Genomic DNA, 15,463 nt, shown 5'->3' with positions numbered 1-15,463 from the left:
ATTCAACAATAATTTTTGTTATAAAATTTAATTTTACTTTTTCATTTTCAGCCTCTATACTATGAAAAAAAGAAAATAAGTCCTAACGAGGTGAGCACGCTTGCGAGTATACGCAGGAATAGATGGAGGCGGTACCAAAACTGATGCAGCAATCATTTCTGAATTCGGGGACGTTCTCGGAACAGCCCGCGGCGGTGCAACGAACCCACATAGCGTGCCGCCTCAAGAAGCTGTAACGGAGTTAACACGCATCTTGGATCTTCTATTTTCATCCAACATGAATTTTTTGTCGTATTGTGAAGGTATATGTCTTGGTATGTCAGGTATTGCCGATGATCAAGAGCGGCAGTGGATTGCTTCTCACGTTCACGACTATATGAGAAATAAGAAAAATAAGTTGGACTCCAGCAGTAATGCTTGTGCAGTCTGGGTTGTTACGGAGGGCGAGATTGCGCTGATGGCTTCAATCGGGCAGCCGCACGGTCTGCTCGCCATTTCAGGAACCGGCTCCATCATATATGGCATCACACCGGAAGGTGAAGTGTACAGAGCAGGCGGGTGGGGACATCTGCTCGGAGACGAGGGGAGCGGCTATCGGATCGGTCAGCGAACACTGCAGGCAATCATGCAGAGTTATGATGGCGTACTGCCTCCGACGATGCTGACCTCGCTCGTGCAGCAGGAGCTTCATGTAAAGCATGCACCTGACTTGAAACAGCTTGTCTATAAGCCTGACTGGACCAAATCCAGCACCGCTGCAATTGCCCGCCTGACTATAGAAGCCGCTTCCGCAGGGGATGAAGCGGCCCGTGTACTTCTTATGGATGAAGCTCGGCTGCTGGCAGATGCAGCCAAAGCACTCATTCGGCGGCATGTTTCTTTTACCAATGCACCTATGGCACTCTCGGGGTCCATCTTCCGCTTCTCTTCCCTGTTTCGGGATACGTATGTGCGCCACCTTACCGAAATATACAAATCACAGCGAATCATTTTCCAGGAAAACACTCCTGCTCCGGCAGTGGGTGCGGCACAGCTGGCAGCACAAAAATGCCGTCTGGCGGAATCATGCTAAACAAGAAAAAGGAGGGATTACGGATGAATCATACGCTTAACTCATTAGTAACGGAACAGCCTAACCCCCAGACAGACCATATCGATCAGCTGCCTTCAGCAGAGATTATGGAACTCATTAACCGCGAGGACCGGCGGATTGGCGAACTTATTCAGCCGCTGATTCCAGTCATTGCCCAAGCGGCCGATCTCATTGTAGCCCGTTTTCAATCCGGTGGAAGATTGTTTTATGTAGGTGCAGGCACAAGCGGGCGTCTGGGCATTCTCGATGCTTCGGAGTGCCCGCCTACCTATGGCACCCCGCCTTCTATGGTGCAGGGTATTATCGCTGGAGGATTTCGGGCAGTCAAAGATCCGGTAGAAGGAGCGGAAGACAGTGAGCAGGCCGGAGGAACCGATCTGGAGAATCATGGACTGAATGCTAACGACGTTGTGGTTGGCATTGCAGCCAGCGGGCGTACCCCTTATGTCATCGGAGCCATGAAGTATGCTCGTCAGATTGGGGCTGTAGTGATTGGGCTGAGCAACAATTCAGATACGCCTATGAGCTCACTGTCGAATGTGAGCATTGAAGCGGTCATGGGACCGGAAGTGGTGATGGGGTCTACCCGCATGAAAGCGGGCACCGCACAGAAAATGATTCTGAACATGCTGACAACCACGGCAATGATTCGTCTGGGCAAAGTCTACCGTAATTTCATGGTAGACTTGAATCCATCCAATGAAAAGCTTGTGCACCGTGCAAAACGCATGATCCAACTGGCAACCGGAGCGAAGGAAAACGAGATTGAACAAGCCTTCACCGAAGCCGATGGCCATGTCAAAACAGCCATCGTCATGCTGATGGCTGATGTCGATGCAGCAGAAGCAGCGCGACGCCTGGAGCAGGCAGACGGTTTTGTCCGCCATGCAATCACCGGCTCAGGCTGATAAATCGCCAGCACGTGTATATGTAGGTTAGGTATGCATGTGGGTGTGGGTTAAGAATTGCACATAATAAGCCTGTAAGACGATCCTGCTGCAGACAGCGGTAAGCATGGATAACGAATGCGACTGTCCAGCAGGATGAATAGATAAAAATGGCTTGGACGGACGTAACGATTATCGAGCGCCGACAAGCTGCATTCAGTATAGAATGAGAGGGGCCACGCCAGAAGGCAGGGCTTCTCTTTGTTTTATTTTCCTATATTAATCCTGTGATTCTCATCAAAAAAATCCCTATGCTTGTAACCGCAAGGGATTCTCATCATTTTATGTTTATGCATAGCACAAGTAACAAGTAACCCGGTACTCATTTGTGCTCCAGAATAGCCTGTCTGCTCTTCTCCAGATACTGCACCGAATGTTTATAATCCCGGCTCGCAATCGCCAGATACAGAATATCAATAACATTGAGCTGCGCAATCCGTGAAGAGGTGGCTCCGCTGCGAATATCACTCTCGGTGGACGTAATCATCAAAGGAACATCCGCGAGACTGCTGAGCGTATTGCTGCCCCACTTGGTAATACTGATGGTCGCTGCGCCGCCTTCACGAGCATGCTTCAGGCAGGAAATCACATTCGAGGTCTCACCCGAATACGAGATGCAGACGACTGCATCATCCTCCCGAAGAGTCGTTGCAGAAGAGATCTGCATATGAGGATCGGCGAATGAAAAGCTGGTACGGTTAATCCGCATGAACTTGTAGTGTGCATCGAGTGCAATCAGATTAGACGCCCCCACGCCGTAAAAAAAGATCCGTTTGGCCTCATGCAGCAGGTTAACTGCCTGTTCCACAAGCCTCGTGTCCAAAATATAAACCGTGTCCTTAATCGATTGTATATTGTTAGTGGACACATGCTGGATAATACTCTCTACCGAGTCCTGAGGGCGAATCTCCGTATATTGATACTGGTCATTCGTCTGTAAATCTCCGGCAATCTTAAGCTTCAGCTCCTGAAACCCTGCTACGCCAAGTGATTTGCACAGACGAATGATAGCCGCCGGACTGCCTCCGCTTCGCTCGGACAGCTGGGCAACGGACGACTGCACCGTTTCTTGGGGATGTTCAAGAATGTAAGCTCCGATCTTTCGTTCCGACGGAGTCAGATCATCCAGTAATGCGCGTAAACGTACAAGTCCACCTTTCATGCCTTCCATCCGCTCCTCCTTTCCGTACTATTATCTTGTACAAGCATTTTATCACTATATTTCCTGCCGCGTCTAATCTGAAATACGGCTGAAATGGCAATTCAATAGCCACTACAGGGTCAGATTGCCCGAGATCACCGCGTGCTTCGCCCCGGTTACCCCAGAAAGTGTGTTCGTTCTTCCCATCAATGCCTCATGTCCAAGCAGGGCAAATCCCATCGCTTCTCTCGCATCATCCGGAACACCGTAGTCTGCTGTACGCTCCAGGCGAATGGATTCAGGCAGTCTCTGCCGGATCATCCTCATTAGCGTGTCATTAGACGTACCGCCACCACAGGTAAGCATTGCCGAAATTGACGTTCGGGGCAGTATAAAATCCTCCACAGCACGCACAATCGTCTCGGCTGTGAGCCAGGTTGCGGAAGCCAGCATATCTTCCAGCGGAAGAGAACGAGCTGCTGCAAATTCCATAAGCCGCTTGGCATAATCCGCACCATAGACTTCACGTCCGGTGCTCTTGGGAGGCTGCCGCCGGAAGTATTCATCATTCAGACCGTATTCTGCCAGCTCCGGGTGCACGGTTCCCTTGGCAGCCATGCTTCCCTCTGGATCATAGTGCTGTCTTCCTTCAGTGGCATGCCGAACCAGCGCATCGATCACCATGTTCCCCGGTCCTGTGTCAAAAGCCGACACCCCGGCCTCCGATGATCCTGCCGGGAGCACGGTTACATTGCCAATACCGCCGATATTCTGCACCAGACGTCCTTCTGTATCACTGCGGAACATCAATGCATCTGCGAAAGGAGTCAGCGGGGCGCCTTCCCCGCCTGCTGCCATATCCCGTGCACGCAGATTACCAATTACCGGAAGACCGGTGCGTTCTCTCACCACAGCGCTTTCGCCAATCTGCAGGGTAGAGCTTACATTCCAATTTCTGCTACCAGACGGGCTTGGAAAAGCAGAAGGTACAGGAGCATGCCAGATCGTCTGTCCGTGCATGCTGATCACATCCACCTGCTGAGGGGATATACCAGCCGAATCCAGCAGCTGCCTTACACTGTGTGCGTACCATTCCGATACACCGAAATGGGCTGTTGTCAGCTCATCTACACGTGCTGTTTCAGGGGAGCACAGACGAATCAGCACCTCTTTAAGCTCATTCGTATATGGAGTACAGATAAAATCAATCAGTTCCATCCGCTGCATCGCTCCGTGCGCATCTGTCTGTATATGTACCAGCGCAGCATCCGTTCCATCCAGCGATGTGCCGGACATTAATCCGACCACCAGATGCTCCCGTTTCGAACGGTACCTCTCCCACATCGGAAAACTGCCAATATCCCTGCGTATATCCATACGGTTACTCCCCCTAGAACGGATGCTTCTCCAGCCCATCCTGTCCATATTTCAATCAGTATATGACATAAAATTTCACAAGTCAATTATATTATAAAACTTAATTACACTCTCGCAAACAGTAACACCCCCCGTATCACCTGGGCAATGTATAACTTCCCACCCGTCCTTCCTCTTACAAGTAATCCAGCACGTTGAAAATGAGGATTAGTCCGGCAATACACATGACCCATGAAAGCACAGAACCGGAATGCTCAGTTAGCTTTCGATGCAACTTCTCCACGCTGGACTGAACCGATGCTCCGATCCAGATGAACAGCACATAGATCAGCACGGGCAGCATAATCATCACTACATTATATGCGATGAGCAAAGGGAGCCACTGTGTCCATGGAAGTCCTCTGCTTGTCATGAGACTCGCTGCAGCAAAATACGGCAGCGCTGTGCCTGCTTCCAGCAAAAACGTAGTTACCCCCATCATCACTAGACCAGCAGTACCCGCCGAGCGGGGAGAGCGGACGAGACTATTTTTCCGGGGACTCGGTTTAATCCAGAAGCTCACTGTAAACAGCAGCGCACCCGCAATGAAGATTGACCAGCTCACGAACTTGTTATGGAAGATAGAAACCACTATCTCCTGCATAAGCTCCAGTGCCAGCATCAAGGCACAGCCCAAGAAAAGGTACAGGATCAAGACGGTCAGCAGATATACAGATAGACGCAAACCAAACTGCTTCCCTCCCAATGCCATCAGATAGATAGTAACACCGAGCAGCGTCGGACTTATCATGTCCAGAAGTGCAAGTCCTCCAACATACAGCAGTAACTCAGCGTTCATCGTTGTGTCCACCTTGGTTCATGATGTAAACATCATAAGCCAGTTCCATATAGTCTATAAGCTCAGGCTCCAAGGGGTACAATCCCAGCTCTTCGGAAGTTTCAGCCGATTTCCTCGCATCCCACAGTTTGTTCAGAAAATCATCCTGTCCCCCAAAGTCCTCCTGCTGTTTTTCCATCATGCGCCGGATAATATTTTGAACTTTATCACATGCAGGGGGCTCATGCATATGGCTCTTGAGCTGCCCGAGCAGCGCAATCCACTCCAGCGAATGCGGGTCGCTGCCCTGCATCCGCGGCAGCTTTTCCCACAGTTCCTGTTCATCACGGCTGAATAGATCCTCTCTTAGAGACTTCAGCTTGGCTGCCTTAGGTCTTGAGAGCTGAATCAGCTTCTCAATTGCTTCATGCTGATTTCCCTGCTCCAGCACAAGACTATGCAGCATTTCCCTGACGGATACCTCCATCGACTTTAGCCGCTGCTGCTCCTCAACAATATAATCCAGCTGATTGCGAAGAGAGTGTTCCCAATTCCAGGATGCATCTGATAACATCTCCTGAATATCTTTGAGGGCATATCCCATATTTTTGAGAAACTGAATCTGCTGCAGCTTTTTCAGATCCTCCTCTACATATAAGCGATGGCCACCCTCCGTTTTGGAAGATGGCTTTAACAGATCAATCGAATCATAGTAGCGCAGTGTTCTGACAGTGATCTCCGTCTTGTGTGCCAGCTCATTGATATGAATGTACAGCGGATTATCCACCTCTCAATCACCTCCGTATGCTCGGCTCAGGTATCCTTGTTTTTCTGTTCGCCGGACCATGTATATTTCAGTAGATATCCTGCACCTAACCCAATTAATACACCTGGAAACACATGGTCCATCGTTAGTCCAATGCCTGCCCCGATGATAACACAACTGTATATAAGGATGTCTCCGGTTTTCACGCTTTCCCCTCCTTCTTCCTGCAATTCTATACCGATGATGCATGACCATTATATAAAATGACGCTGCGTCAGTTTCAACCCCATGAATGGCGAAAAACAATACTTGATCCTGACGCAGCGTCATCTTGTACGATTTACTTAAGCATAATACTTCAATCCATTTCTACAATCGAGGTGATCCGATGAAAAAGGTTCTGCCATTATGGCTGTGCATGCTTGTTATTCTAACGTCCTGTAATCAAACAAACGCTCTCGTTACAGACACCCGGAAGGTGCCGCTGGAGGCTGTTCAAGTGATCTCCATTGATAACGGCAGTACTCCCGTAACCGTAGAAGCTGTATCCGGCATTGAGTCAGTAGAAGTGTCCAGCACTGCACCCGATCGCAAGCCCGTTTTTACAATAGAACAAAGTCAAAAGGATATCCGAATCGCCAGCCGTAATCACTTGTTTCGTGTTTTCAATCTGGCGAACAAACCTGTCATTACTGTGAAAATCCCCCTCCATTACGAAGGCAGTCTGCAGATCAGCAGTTCTTCGGGAAAAGTGAAAATCAACCAGCCTCAGAGCGATCTGTCCATCAATACAACAAGCGGTCACATTGAGCTGACGGCAGATCGTATCAATTCAGATATTCACCTTGCTGCAGCCAGCGGTAATATAACGTTACGTGTCGCTGAAGATACACCAGATGCAGATTGGACATTGGAATCCCGCAGCGGCAGACGTTCTCATTTGCTCGACTGGGCGCAGATCAATGAAGATAAACACACGACTCAAGGGGTAACAGGCCGCGGGACACATCAAGTCAACGTGATGACGAGATCAGGTAATATCCGAATTGAATAAGCCGATGAAAAATAGAAAATATAGACGTATAACAAAAAAGGCGCATCAAGCGCCTTTTTTCTCTTTGAAATGGATTCTTCAAAATATCAACTCGTCTCCTGGGGACAGCAGATCAATACTTGTTCCGGATCGAAATTGTCCTCCAAGCAAACCCACTCTCAGCCGTTCTGTCTCTGCAAGATTCGTATGGACGAGCACATTGTGCCGGGCAGACACACGGTTGATCATATACTCAACATCTCTCCAGCCTTGATGTACCTTGTAACGAACCTTCTTCACCCCGCATACTCCGTACTGCTCCGGGGATTCAAGCAGTTGGTGTGCCAATGTGCCTGCAGCCGTATGCCCCGTAAGTAGAACTAAATTGTTGGCGTCAGATGCCCATACTTCGTAATACCAGCGTGCCAGCGAAGACTGCATCATGCCATCAGGGATGAACCAAAGTGACGCACCATGTTTCTCAAGCAGCTCCTTACGCTTTTCCGCAGAGCCGGCCCTCTCCCAGCTCTCTCCACTGAGAAACGCTGCGATCCTGCCGGCAGGTGAACAGCGGGTGAACTGTTCCCTACTTTCTCTGAGCCAGCTGTGTGAAAGGTGCAGCTGCTTCATTCCTTCTACAAGCTTCTGCTCCACGATCATCGGTACATTTGAAAAGCGCTGTTGGGCCCACAGAATCAGTTCCTGTCCGCGTCCGACCGCAGGCATTGGCAAAAGAATTTTGCCTCCCCGGCTGATGGTCTCACACACAGCACTCTCGAGCTGCTGCAGTTTGTCTGCCTGTGTGTCCCGGTCTGTTCCGTAAGCTGCATCAATTATGGCCAGATCCACTTTGACGAGTGGATTCTTACTTTTATCTTTACATTTGTCGGACAAAGACAATCTTGGCAATCCGCCAGTGACAGACGCAGCGAGCATGGGCTCAATTTGTCTACGACGCCTCAGATCTGCTTGCTGGAGTCCTTCAGCGATGTCGTCCGCCTGCAGCAGTATAGACTCTGATGTGTAATCACCAGAGTATAGAATTCGCTTCCCTTCCATCTCAATCCCGAGCCAGACAGATCCAGCCAGATGTCCGCTTCGGCCCCAGATCACTGACACACCTGGCAGCAGTTCAAACCAGCATTCACGCTCGGCTTCATCCTCCAAAAACCGATAGCGAATAAGCTGCTCATCCGCTTCACCATAGGGCAGGGGTTGACCTGCATGTTCCATGTTACGACGCCAAGCTTTAAAATACGTTGTTAACTGCTCTTTTGTCTCGCGTGTTGTCCACACTTCCCCTGTATACCCCAGCCTGTAGAGCAGCGGAATGGCGGCAGAGTGATCCTCATGCGCATGGGACAACAGCACAGCATCCAGCTGCGGCACGACCTCCGGTTCGATGAGCGGATACTCGCCGCTGCCCTCTTTTTTCACACCACAATCCAGCAGTAAACGCTGACGGCTCCCTCTAAGTAAATAGGCGGAACGTCCGTGCTCGCCCGCACCGCCCCATACATTCAGTTTGATCATGAAGCATTCCACTTTCTCTTTGAATTCAGCATCTCTATCCCCAGCAGCATCAGCACTGTCATCCCGACGGTTACCACAGCCATTGCCATTCCAAGCGATACCTGGCCCTGTTCGAATTGGGCAAAAATATACGTCGCCGACGTCTGCATCGACGGCGGAAGAATAAGCAGCGAGCCGACCAATTCCCTAGTCGCAATCGTAAATGTCATCATCCAGCTGGCCAGCATGCCGGGCAGGATCAGCGGCACAAGGATACGCCGCAAAATGTACAGCGGCCTGCCGCCAAACACCTGACCCGCCTGAAACAGCGTGCCGTCGATCTGGGTAAAGCTTGATTTAACATACTGCACGGTGTAGGGCAGGAACAGTACAACATAGGTGAGCACCACCATACCGTAGGTGTTGTACAGCGTCATAGGCATCCACGGGGAGTTCCAGAACAGAATCAGACCAACCACCATAACGATACCTGGCACGGTGTTTGGCAGTAGACTGAACAGGTCGATAACCCGCTGCATGAACGAAGATGATTTGCCAATTGCCAGCGCAAACCCGGTGCCTATGACGACTGCCACCGTAGAAGCCGCCAGCGACAATCCCAGACTGTTCCCGACCGCCTTCATACTCACAGAACCCCAGGATAACAATTCCCGGTAGTGCTCCAATGTCAGATTATCCAGAGCCAGTCCGGTTCCCCGCAGCTTCATTGTGGAAGCCGCGATGATCGAAAAGTATGGAATGCCGATCGATAGAATCAACAGGATGGCCAGATATGTACCGCACAACCATCCTGCCCAGCCTCGCAGGGAGTAACGCTTCGAGCGCTGTCCTCTGCCACCTACGAGACGATACGTGAACTTCCGGCTGATCGCGGACTGCATATACCACATCACCAGGCAGACGGACAGCAGCACAGATGCCAGCGAAGTCGCCTTCCCGAAATCAATGGGCCAGCTGGAGATGTATTTATGGATTTCAGAGGTCATGACATAATATCCGATCTTGCGTCCAAAGGTCGCGGGTGTGCCGAATTCTGCAATCGTCTTGACAAAAACAAGCATAATCCCCATCCCGTAAGACGACAGCAGCAGGGGTAAAATAATACGTCTGAACCGATATCCTGCACGTGCACCGTGCACGGCTCCCGCTTCTTCCAGATTGCCCCCGATGCGAATCAATGCATCCCGCAGCAACAAATACAGGAAAGGGAACAGGTGCAGACTCATGATCATCACCATGCCCCAGAAGCTGAAGAACAGCTCACTCCAGTTTGCAGATGAGGGCGCCCACTGCTGGAGGTATCCCCCTTTTTGCATAAATAGAATCCAGCCCATCGAGCCGATATACGGCGGGGTCATGAATGGAATCATCAGAATGACATCGACCCAGCGATGCTCACCCATTCCGGTTTTGGCCATCATCCAGGCGAGCGGCAGTGCGAGCAGCGTTGTTAACGCCACCACGCAGATGCCCAGCCATACTGAATTCAGCAGCACACCGGACAGATGATGACCGGTAATTGTTCGAATCGGAGCCATCCAGTCCCACTGCCCGTTCGGGTATACACTTTGCCAGAAGATCAGCAAGAGCGGCATCCCAATACTGATTGTCAGCAGAAAGAGGGCCAGCACCACGCCCACTCTCCGAAAAATACGGTTGTTATCCGTTACAACAGGTTTCACTACGCTCACCTCACATGAATTTCCACGTCAAGACAGCAGCATCTCCTGTTGTCCACCGTTTCTGTATTTGTGTTCACTTATTTAAAAGTTTCGGAGAAACGGGCTGCGGTCTCATCCCCATGCTCGCTCATCCATGTCCAATCCACTTTCAACTGCGGGATATCCTTTACGTTGGCGCGGTTCGCTGCTTCAATGTCTTCGCGGCCTGGAATCAGATATGCATCTGCAACCAGCTTTTGTGCCTCATCCGATAACAGGTAATCGATAAATGCTTTGGCATTCTCTACATTAGGACTGGATTTCAGAATGGCTGCCGGTCTTGGGCTAATCACTGTACCTTCTTCAGGGTAGACGATATCCAGTGGTTCGCCTTTGGCTTTGGCGGAATAGGCCATGTAGTCTACACCTGCTGCTACAATGCTTTTTGCGCCCGTAATCACTGGATCAAGGGCTTCCTGATTGGCTCCTGCCATAGCGACACCGTTTGCTTTATAGGCATTCAGCAGATCCCATCCTTTTTCACCATTGGCACTCAGGTAACCTGTGATGAAATCAAGTGCGGAGCCTGACAATGTCGGATCAGGAATATTCACCGCATCTTTCCATGCTGGTGCTGCCAGGTCAGCCCAGCTCTTTGGCGGTGCAGTCACCAGTTTGCTGTTATACACAATGCCCAGTGCAGACGCACTGCTGCTGAAATAGTTACCCTCTGCATCCGACCAATCTTTGTTCAGCATGTCCGCATGAGCCGCTTCAGGATACGGCAGGGTGAGTCCATCTGCTTTCAGTGCTTGTGCCGAAGGCAAGGATGCCAGAATAACAACGTCTGCGACTGGATTCGCTTTCTCTGCTTCCATACGAGCGAGAATTTTACCTGTCGTGCCTTGGAACATCTCCACTTCAATACCTGTCTTGGCTGTAAATCCATTCACGATATTGTCTGCCAGCTTCTGCGGCCCTGCACTGTACAAAACCAGTTTGCCACCTGCTGCCTTGCTCGCCGTGTCCGCTGCGGCTGCTGCATTTCCTTCTCCCGCGGGCTTCGCTGCATTTCCAGTTGTTGTGTTCCCGGTGCTGCATCCGAACAGACTCAGACTCATCACTGCTGTTAATAGAAGTGCTGCACTCTTTTTACGTGTTTTCATACCGAACATATCATGACATCTCCCTTAGATTAGTATAAGAACAACTGCTAATGTTGTTTCTATATAAGTTGAACTATAGTTTGTATACATTCCATTCCGATGACAAAGTTCGTTTCGACGATACCGTCTAGTTGGCGGCGGCGATCACTTCCCGCTGCTTTCTACCCGGCTTTTGATCCAAATGCTGCCCATTCAGTCCAGAATGGCTATCGCTCTCCTGCTGATCAAACATCCGGCAGATTCGGTCCGGCGATACATAGAGCTGTACCCTCTCGCCAACGCTTACTCTTTGGTTCGCATATGCCGTCCACACGTCCAGCCCTTCCATCTGCACACGCACCTCGTAGCGTTCTCCTACATAACTGACGCTGCGGATGATTCCGGGATAGCCCAAATCGTCATGCACTGTTTTGCTCCAGGTCACATGTTCCGGACGAATCATGGATTCATTCGGCGTAAGCCAGTTAGACTTTCCGATAAACGACGCGACATAAGGACCACTTGGTGCGGAGTAGATCGTTTCCGGGGTACCTTTTTGCAAAATCCGCCCCTTCTGCATCACCACAATCTCATCCGACATTGACATTGCCTCGATCTGATCATGCGTCACATACAGGGCAGTTAGCCCCATATCACGCACCAGTGACATCATCTCAATCCGCATCTCTTCCCGAAGCACCGCATCCAGTGCGCTCAGCGGCTCATCAAACAAGATAACACCCGGCTTCACGGCTACCGCTCTGGCAAAAGCAACCCGCTGCTGCTGTCCACCCGACAGCTGATGTGGGTACCGATCCTCCATGCCTTGCAGGCGAACCATGCCGAGGGCTTCATTCACCTTTTGCCGCAGATCTGACTTCTGTTTGCCGGCTTTCAGACCAAAAGCCACGTTCTCATATACCGTCATATGCGGCCATAGTGCAAAATCCTGAAACACCATCCCCAGATTGCGCTTGTGTGTCGGTGTATCGATCCGCTTGGCTGCAGAGTAGATATATTCACCATCTGCACGAATCTCCCCCGCATCCGGCTGTTCCAGCCCGGCAATCATGCGGAGCAGCGTCGTTTTACCGCAGCCCGAAGGGCCGAGCAGCGTTGTGAATTTTCCATGTTCAAGCGTCAGATCAGTGGGCAGTAGTGCAGGCGTTTGATGAAATGATTTTTGAACTCCCGTTAACTCCAGTTTCATGAACATCCCTGCCTGTCTTTTGTACTTATCTTCTGTGTTAAATCTTTGTACTTATTTCTTGGATTGATCTCTTGTGCTTATTTCAGATGGTTTCTTGATATATTGACCTCTCGCGTTCCTCTTTTGCACTGGTCTCGTTAGGCTGCCTGACCTATTTAGGCTTATTCCCTGTGTACTTCTCTGGTACTGAACAGCTTTCTTTCTGCTTCTTTCCTGCATTCTTTGCTGTACTGTTCTCAGTCTAACGCTCGCCTTCGAGAGTTGTTTGTTATGTTTGTAAAATGGAAATTAACTTTTTGGATGAATTCTGTTGATCTTCATAGATTAAATCTATAGATATGACATCATTTTTTCTCATCGAAAGCATCGTATTGTCTTGAACATCAAAGAGGTATGGAAACGAGAGGAGTGCGGAGAGGTTGAATCTGATTAAATTGCAAATTGTCGAGCTGATCGACAAGCATCATCATATGACAAGTGTGGCAGAATTACTGGGGATTAAACAGCCGACCGTCACCTTTCATATGAAGTCGCTGGAGGAAGAGATGGGAGTACGTTTATTCGAATCACGTAGTGGAAAGACATTTCTAACCGAGGCTGGACAAGCTTTGCTTCATTATTCTGTTAAAATCAATGCACTGACCCAGGAGGCACGCCGTGTAGTCAAAGAATACGGCAGTCTGTACCGGGGTACGCTCCATATTGGAGCAAGTTATGTACCCGCTACGTATCTGCTTCCTGCGATGCTGCATTCCTTCTCTCAGGAGTTTCCCGGCATTGGATTGGTGTTGTCGATTAAACCGGCCCCGGTCATCCGCGAGATGGTCATCCGACATCAGCTTGATCTCGGTATCATCTCGTCAGAGCCGTTTGTTGGACCCACATTACACTCAGAGACGCTGTGTGAGGATGATCTCGTGCTTATCTGCTCTCCCAAGCATGGGTTAGCGCATAAAGAATTGCTGCATCCTGAAGATATCGTACAAGTCCCCTTTGCGTTACATGGTGATGAGTCAAGTACACGAAAGCTGACCAACCAATGGCTTGAACAGCATGATATCCGGCTGCGGAGTACGGTTGAGATGGATTCTCTGGAGGCGATCAAACAGCTCGTATTAATCGGAGGTCATATCTCGTTCATGTCACGGATGGCAGTACAGTGGGAAGAACGACAAGGGATCATTCACGTGCTCCCTATTCCGGGAGAGCAGGCACCGCGTCATATCTATATGATACATAACAAGGACCGCCATCCTTCTGTTCAAGTCGATCGATTCCAAACCGTGCTGCGCGAGGTTATCGGTATGAGGACCGCTGCTATGCCGTCTGAGCCTGTCAGTTGAACCGTTATAAACTATGGCTGACCATTCATGAAATCTATGCAGGGTTAACGTAATGTGCGCTTCCCTTTAATCGCCCTCACATTCTCTGACGTTAAAGTGAGGACTGTACGTTAATTCCGATTAGGAGAGTGATTGGTCTTGAAAAAATGGAAAAAGGCAGCCGTCTCTTTGATGCTGAGCATTGTCACTATGGGAAGTGGACTGACATTTCTGGAAACGCCGCAGGCTTCCGCCGCTACCAACGCCGTTCCCGCATATGAAGTGAAGTTTCTGGCGAAGCCGGAGCTTGTATTAAATAACGACGGGACACCCCGAAGTGAAACCATTCAGACCCTTGGGCTGAATGCTGCACCACGACATATCAATGTGGAATACTTTGATACCCATGCTCTCGGATTGGATGCAGAAGGCTGGAATGTCCGTTTTCGCAAAAAGGATGATAAAAACAACTACGAGTTAACCTATAAAAAGCGTTATCCTGTCATTAACGGGGACATCGATGCAGCGTTGACACTTGCAAACCAGGAAGGTTTTGATTCATCAGATGATAACTATGAGGCAGAGATTGACTGGGGATATGGCAAACAGACCTTGAGCTTCTCCAATACAAAGAAAGTAGATAGCAGAACAACTGGCACACAGCTGCCTTCCGAGAAAGATGCCCTGAACCTGCTGCTGGACAAACTCCCCGGTAAATTGAAAAACTGGTCTGCCTCTAACTGGGGCAAACAACAGCTGACAAAGGCCCGTGCTTTTGGCCCCATCACCTTCCAGCGGTATGAAGGCACATGGAACGGTCAGGAGCTTACCCTGGAGGTATGGCCAATTCGCAGCGTCACAGGCACAGGTACGGAGAATATCGTCGAGGTTTCATTCAAAACAGACGACCCGGCAGCCGTCACTGGTCTACGCAGCCAGCTGCTGCAATTGCTTCAAAACAAGAATTGGTTAATGCCTGCCGATGGGCTGAAGACGCAGACCATTCTGGAAAGATATTAAAGTTGTAGGAAACAGGATTGAATCGTAAACAGATTTCAGGATCTAATCCATAATGAGAGCTCCTTTCCTGTGCGTACTGATGCAGGAAAAGGAGCTCTTTTTTTATAATCTCATTATGAATTTAATTTGAGACATTTGATGCCAAGCGGGAGGTAAGCTGTGACCATATGCATATCCAACTACAACAAAAAAAACACCTGCAATCTGCAGGTGTTCCTTATTAAAGAAGAAAGCGGGTGATGGGAATCGAACCCACGCTATTAGCTTGGAAGGCTAAAGTTCTACCATTGAACTACACCCGCATAAACAAAAATCGGGATGACACGATTTGAACATGCGACCCCCTGGTCCCAAACCAGGTGCTCTACCAAGCTGAGCTACATCCCGATATGAAAGGA

General features: G+C 49.7%; 14 protein-coding genes and 2 tRNA genes. 5 read left to right on the top strand and 11 right to left on the bottom strand.

The window, feature by feature from the left end:
- Nucleotides 1-100: 100 nt before the first annotated feature.
- On the top strand, nucleotides 101-1,072 hold the full coding sequence (locus MKY97_RS01940; RefSeq protein WP_342553853.1) for a BadF/BadG/BcrA/BcrD ATPase family protein: 972 nt from the start codon (nucleotides 101-103) through the stop codon (nucleotides 1,070-1,072).
- 23 nt (nucleotides 1,073-1,095) lie between these two features.
- On the top strand, nucleotides 1,096-2,001 hold the full coding sequence (gene murQ, locus MKY97_RS01935) for an N-acetylmuramic acid 6-phosphate etherase (protein WP_342553852.1): 906 nt from the start codon (nucleotides 1,096-1,098) through the stop codon (nucleotides 1,999-2,001).
- A gap of 361 nt (nucleotides 2,002-2,362) precedes the next feature.
- Here murQ and MKY97_RS01930 read toward each other — a convergent pair whose 3' ends face one another.
- The 5 genes from MKY97_RS01930 to MKY97_RS01910 all read right to left on the bottom strand — a co-directional run bounded on the left by MKY97_RS01930 (nucleotide 2,363) and on the right by MKY97_RS01910 (nucleotide 6,347).
- Entirely contained in the window at nucleotides 2,363-3,202 is an 840-nt protein-coding gene (locus MKY97_RS01930) for a MurR/RpiR family transcriptional regulator (RefSeq protein ID WP_342556199.1), read from the bottom strand.
- A 111-nt stretch (nucleotides 3,203-3,313) separates the two neighbouring features.
- Nucleotides 3,314-4,558, bottom strand: a complete 1,245-nt coding sequence (locus MKY97_RS01925; protein WP_342553851.1) for an anhydro-N-acetylmuramic acid kinase — start codon at nucleotides 4,556-4,558, stop codon at nucleotides 3,314-3,316.
- Nucleotides 4,559-4,733: 175 nt separating this feature from the next.
- Nucleotides 4,734-5,396: a GAP family protein gene (locus MKY97_RS01920; RefSeq protein ID WP_342553850.1), complete on the bottom strand. Its 663-nt coding sequence runs from the start codon at nucleotides 5,394-5,396 to the stop codon at nucleotides 4,734-4,736.
- Nucleotides 5,386-6,162, bottom strand: a complete 777-nt coding sequence (locus MKY97_RS01915; protein WP_342553849.1) for a MerR family transcriptional regulator — start codon at nucleotides 6,160-6,162, stop codon at nucleotides 5,386-5,388. Before MKY97_RS01915 ends, MKY97_RS01920 begins: the two co-directional genes overlap by 11 nt.
- Before the next feature lie 26 nt (nucleotides 6,163-6,188).
- Nucleotides 6,189-6,347 carry a hypothetical protein gene (locus MKY97_RS01910; RefSeq protein WP_342553848.1) on the bottom strand — a complete coding sequence of 53 codons (159 nt, stop codon included), beginning with the start codon at nucleotides 6,345-6,347 and terminating at the stop codon, nucleotides 6,189-6,191.
- A 182-nt stretch (nucleotides 6,348-6,529) separates the two neighbouring features.
- Here MKY97_RS01910 and MKY97_RS01905 point away from each other — a divergent pair, with 182 nt between their 5' ends.
- Entirely contained in the window at nucleotides 6,530-7,195 is a 666-nt protein-coding gene (locus MKY97_RS01905; RefSeq protein WP_342553847.1) for a DUF4097 family beta strand repeat-containing protein, read from the top strand.
- Nucleotides 7,196-7,273: 78 nt separating this feature from the next.
- On the opposite strand, the gene MKY97_RS01900 is transcribed toward MKY97_RS01905, so the two are convergent.
- From MKY97_RS01900 to MKY97_RS01885, 4 genes are all read right to left on the bottom strand, one after another.
- Entirely contained in the window at nucleotides 7,274-8,707 is a 1,434-nt protein-coding gene (locus tag MKY97_RS01900) for an MBL fold metallo-hydrolase (protein ID WP_342553846.1), read from the bottom strand.
- On the bottom strand, nucleotides 8,704-10,302 hold the full coding sequence (locus MKY97_RS01895; RefSeq protein WP_342556198.1) for an iron ABC transporter permease: 1,599 nt from the start codon (nucleotides 10,300-10,302) through the stop codon (nucleotides 8,704-8,706). Before MKY97_RS01895 ends, MKY97_RS01900 begins: the two co-directional genes overlap by 4 nt.
- 164 nt (nucleotides 10,303-10,466) lie before the next feature.
- A complete protein-coding gene (locus MKY97_RS01890) occupies nucleotides 10,467-11,543 on the bottom strand; it encodes an ABC transporter substrate-binding protein (protein WP_342553845.1) in 1,077 nt (358 codons plus the stop codon).
- A 118-nt stretch (nucleotides 11,544-11,661) separates the two neighbouring features.
- Entirely contained in the window at nucleotides 11,662-12,723 is a 1,062-nt protein-coding gene (locus MKY97_RS01885) for an ABC transporter ATP-binding protein (protein ID WP_342553844.1), read from the bottom strand.
- A gap of 419 nt (nucleotides 12,724-13,142) precedes the next feature.
- On the opposite strand from MKY97_RS01885, the gene MKY97_RS01880 reads away from it, so the two are divergent.
- Both MKY97_RS01880 and MKY97_RS01875 read left to right on the top strand, forming a co-directional pair.
- Nucleotides 13,143-14,066, top strand: a complete 924-nt coding sequence (locus tag MKY97_RS01880; RefSeq protein ID WP_342553843.1) for a LysR family transcriptional regulator — start codon at nucleotides 13,143-13,145, stop codon at nucleotides 14,064-14,066.
- A 138-nt stretch (nucleotides 14,067-14,204) separates the two neighbouring features.
- Nucleotides 14,205-15,065: a hypothetical protein gene (locus tag MKY97_RS01875; protein ID WP_342553842.1), complete on the top strand. Its 861-nt coding sequence runs from the start codon at nucleotides 14,205-14,207 to the stop codon at nucleotides 15,063-15,065.
- Between the two features lie 231 nt (nucleotides 15,066-15,296).
- Here MKY97_RS01875 and MKY97_RS01870 read toward each other — a convergent pair.
- Both MKY97_RS01870 and MKY97_RS01865 read right to left on the bottom strand, forming a co-directional pair.
- Nucleotides 15,297-15,367 (bottom strand) — tRNA-Gly (locus MKY97_RS01870).
- 11 nt (nucleotides 15,368-15,378) lie between these two features.
- Nucleotides 15,379-15,452, bottom strand: a tRNA-Pro gene (locus tag MKY97_RS01865).
- Between the last annotated feature and the right edge of the window lie 11 nt (nucleotides 15,453-15,463).

Source organism: Paenibacillus sp. FSL R7-0652 (assembly GCF_038595045.1).
Taxonomy (GTDB): domain Bacteria; phylum Bacillota; class Bacilli; order Paenibacillales; family Paenibacillaceae; genus Paenibacillus.
The sequence above is the reverse complement of the archived record's forward strand: the minus strand, read 5'-3'. Positions and strand labels throughout refer to the sequence as shown.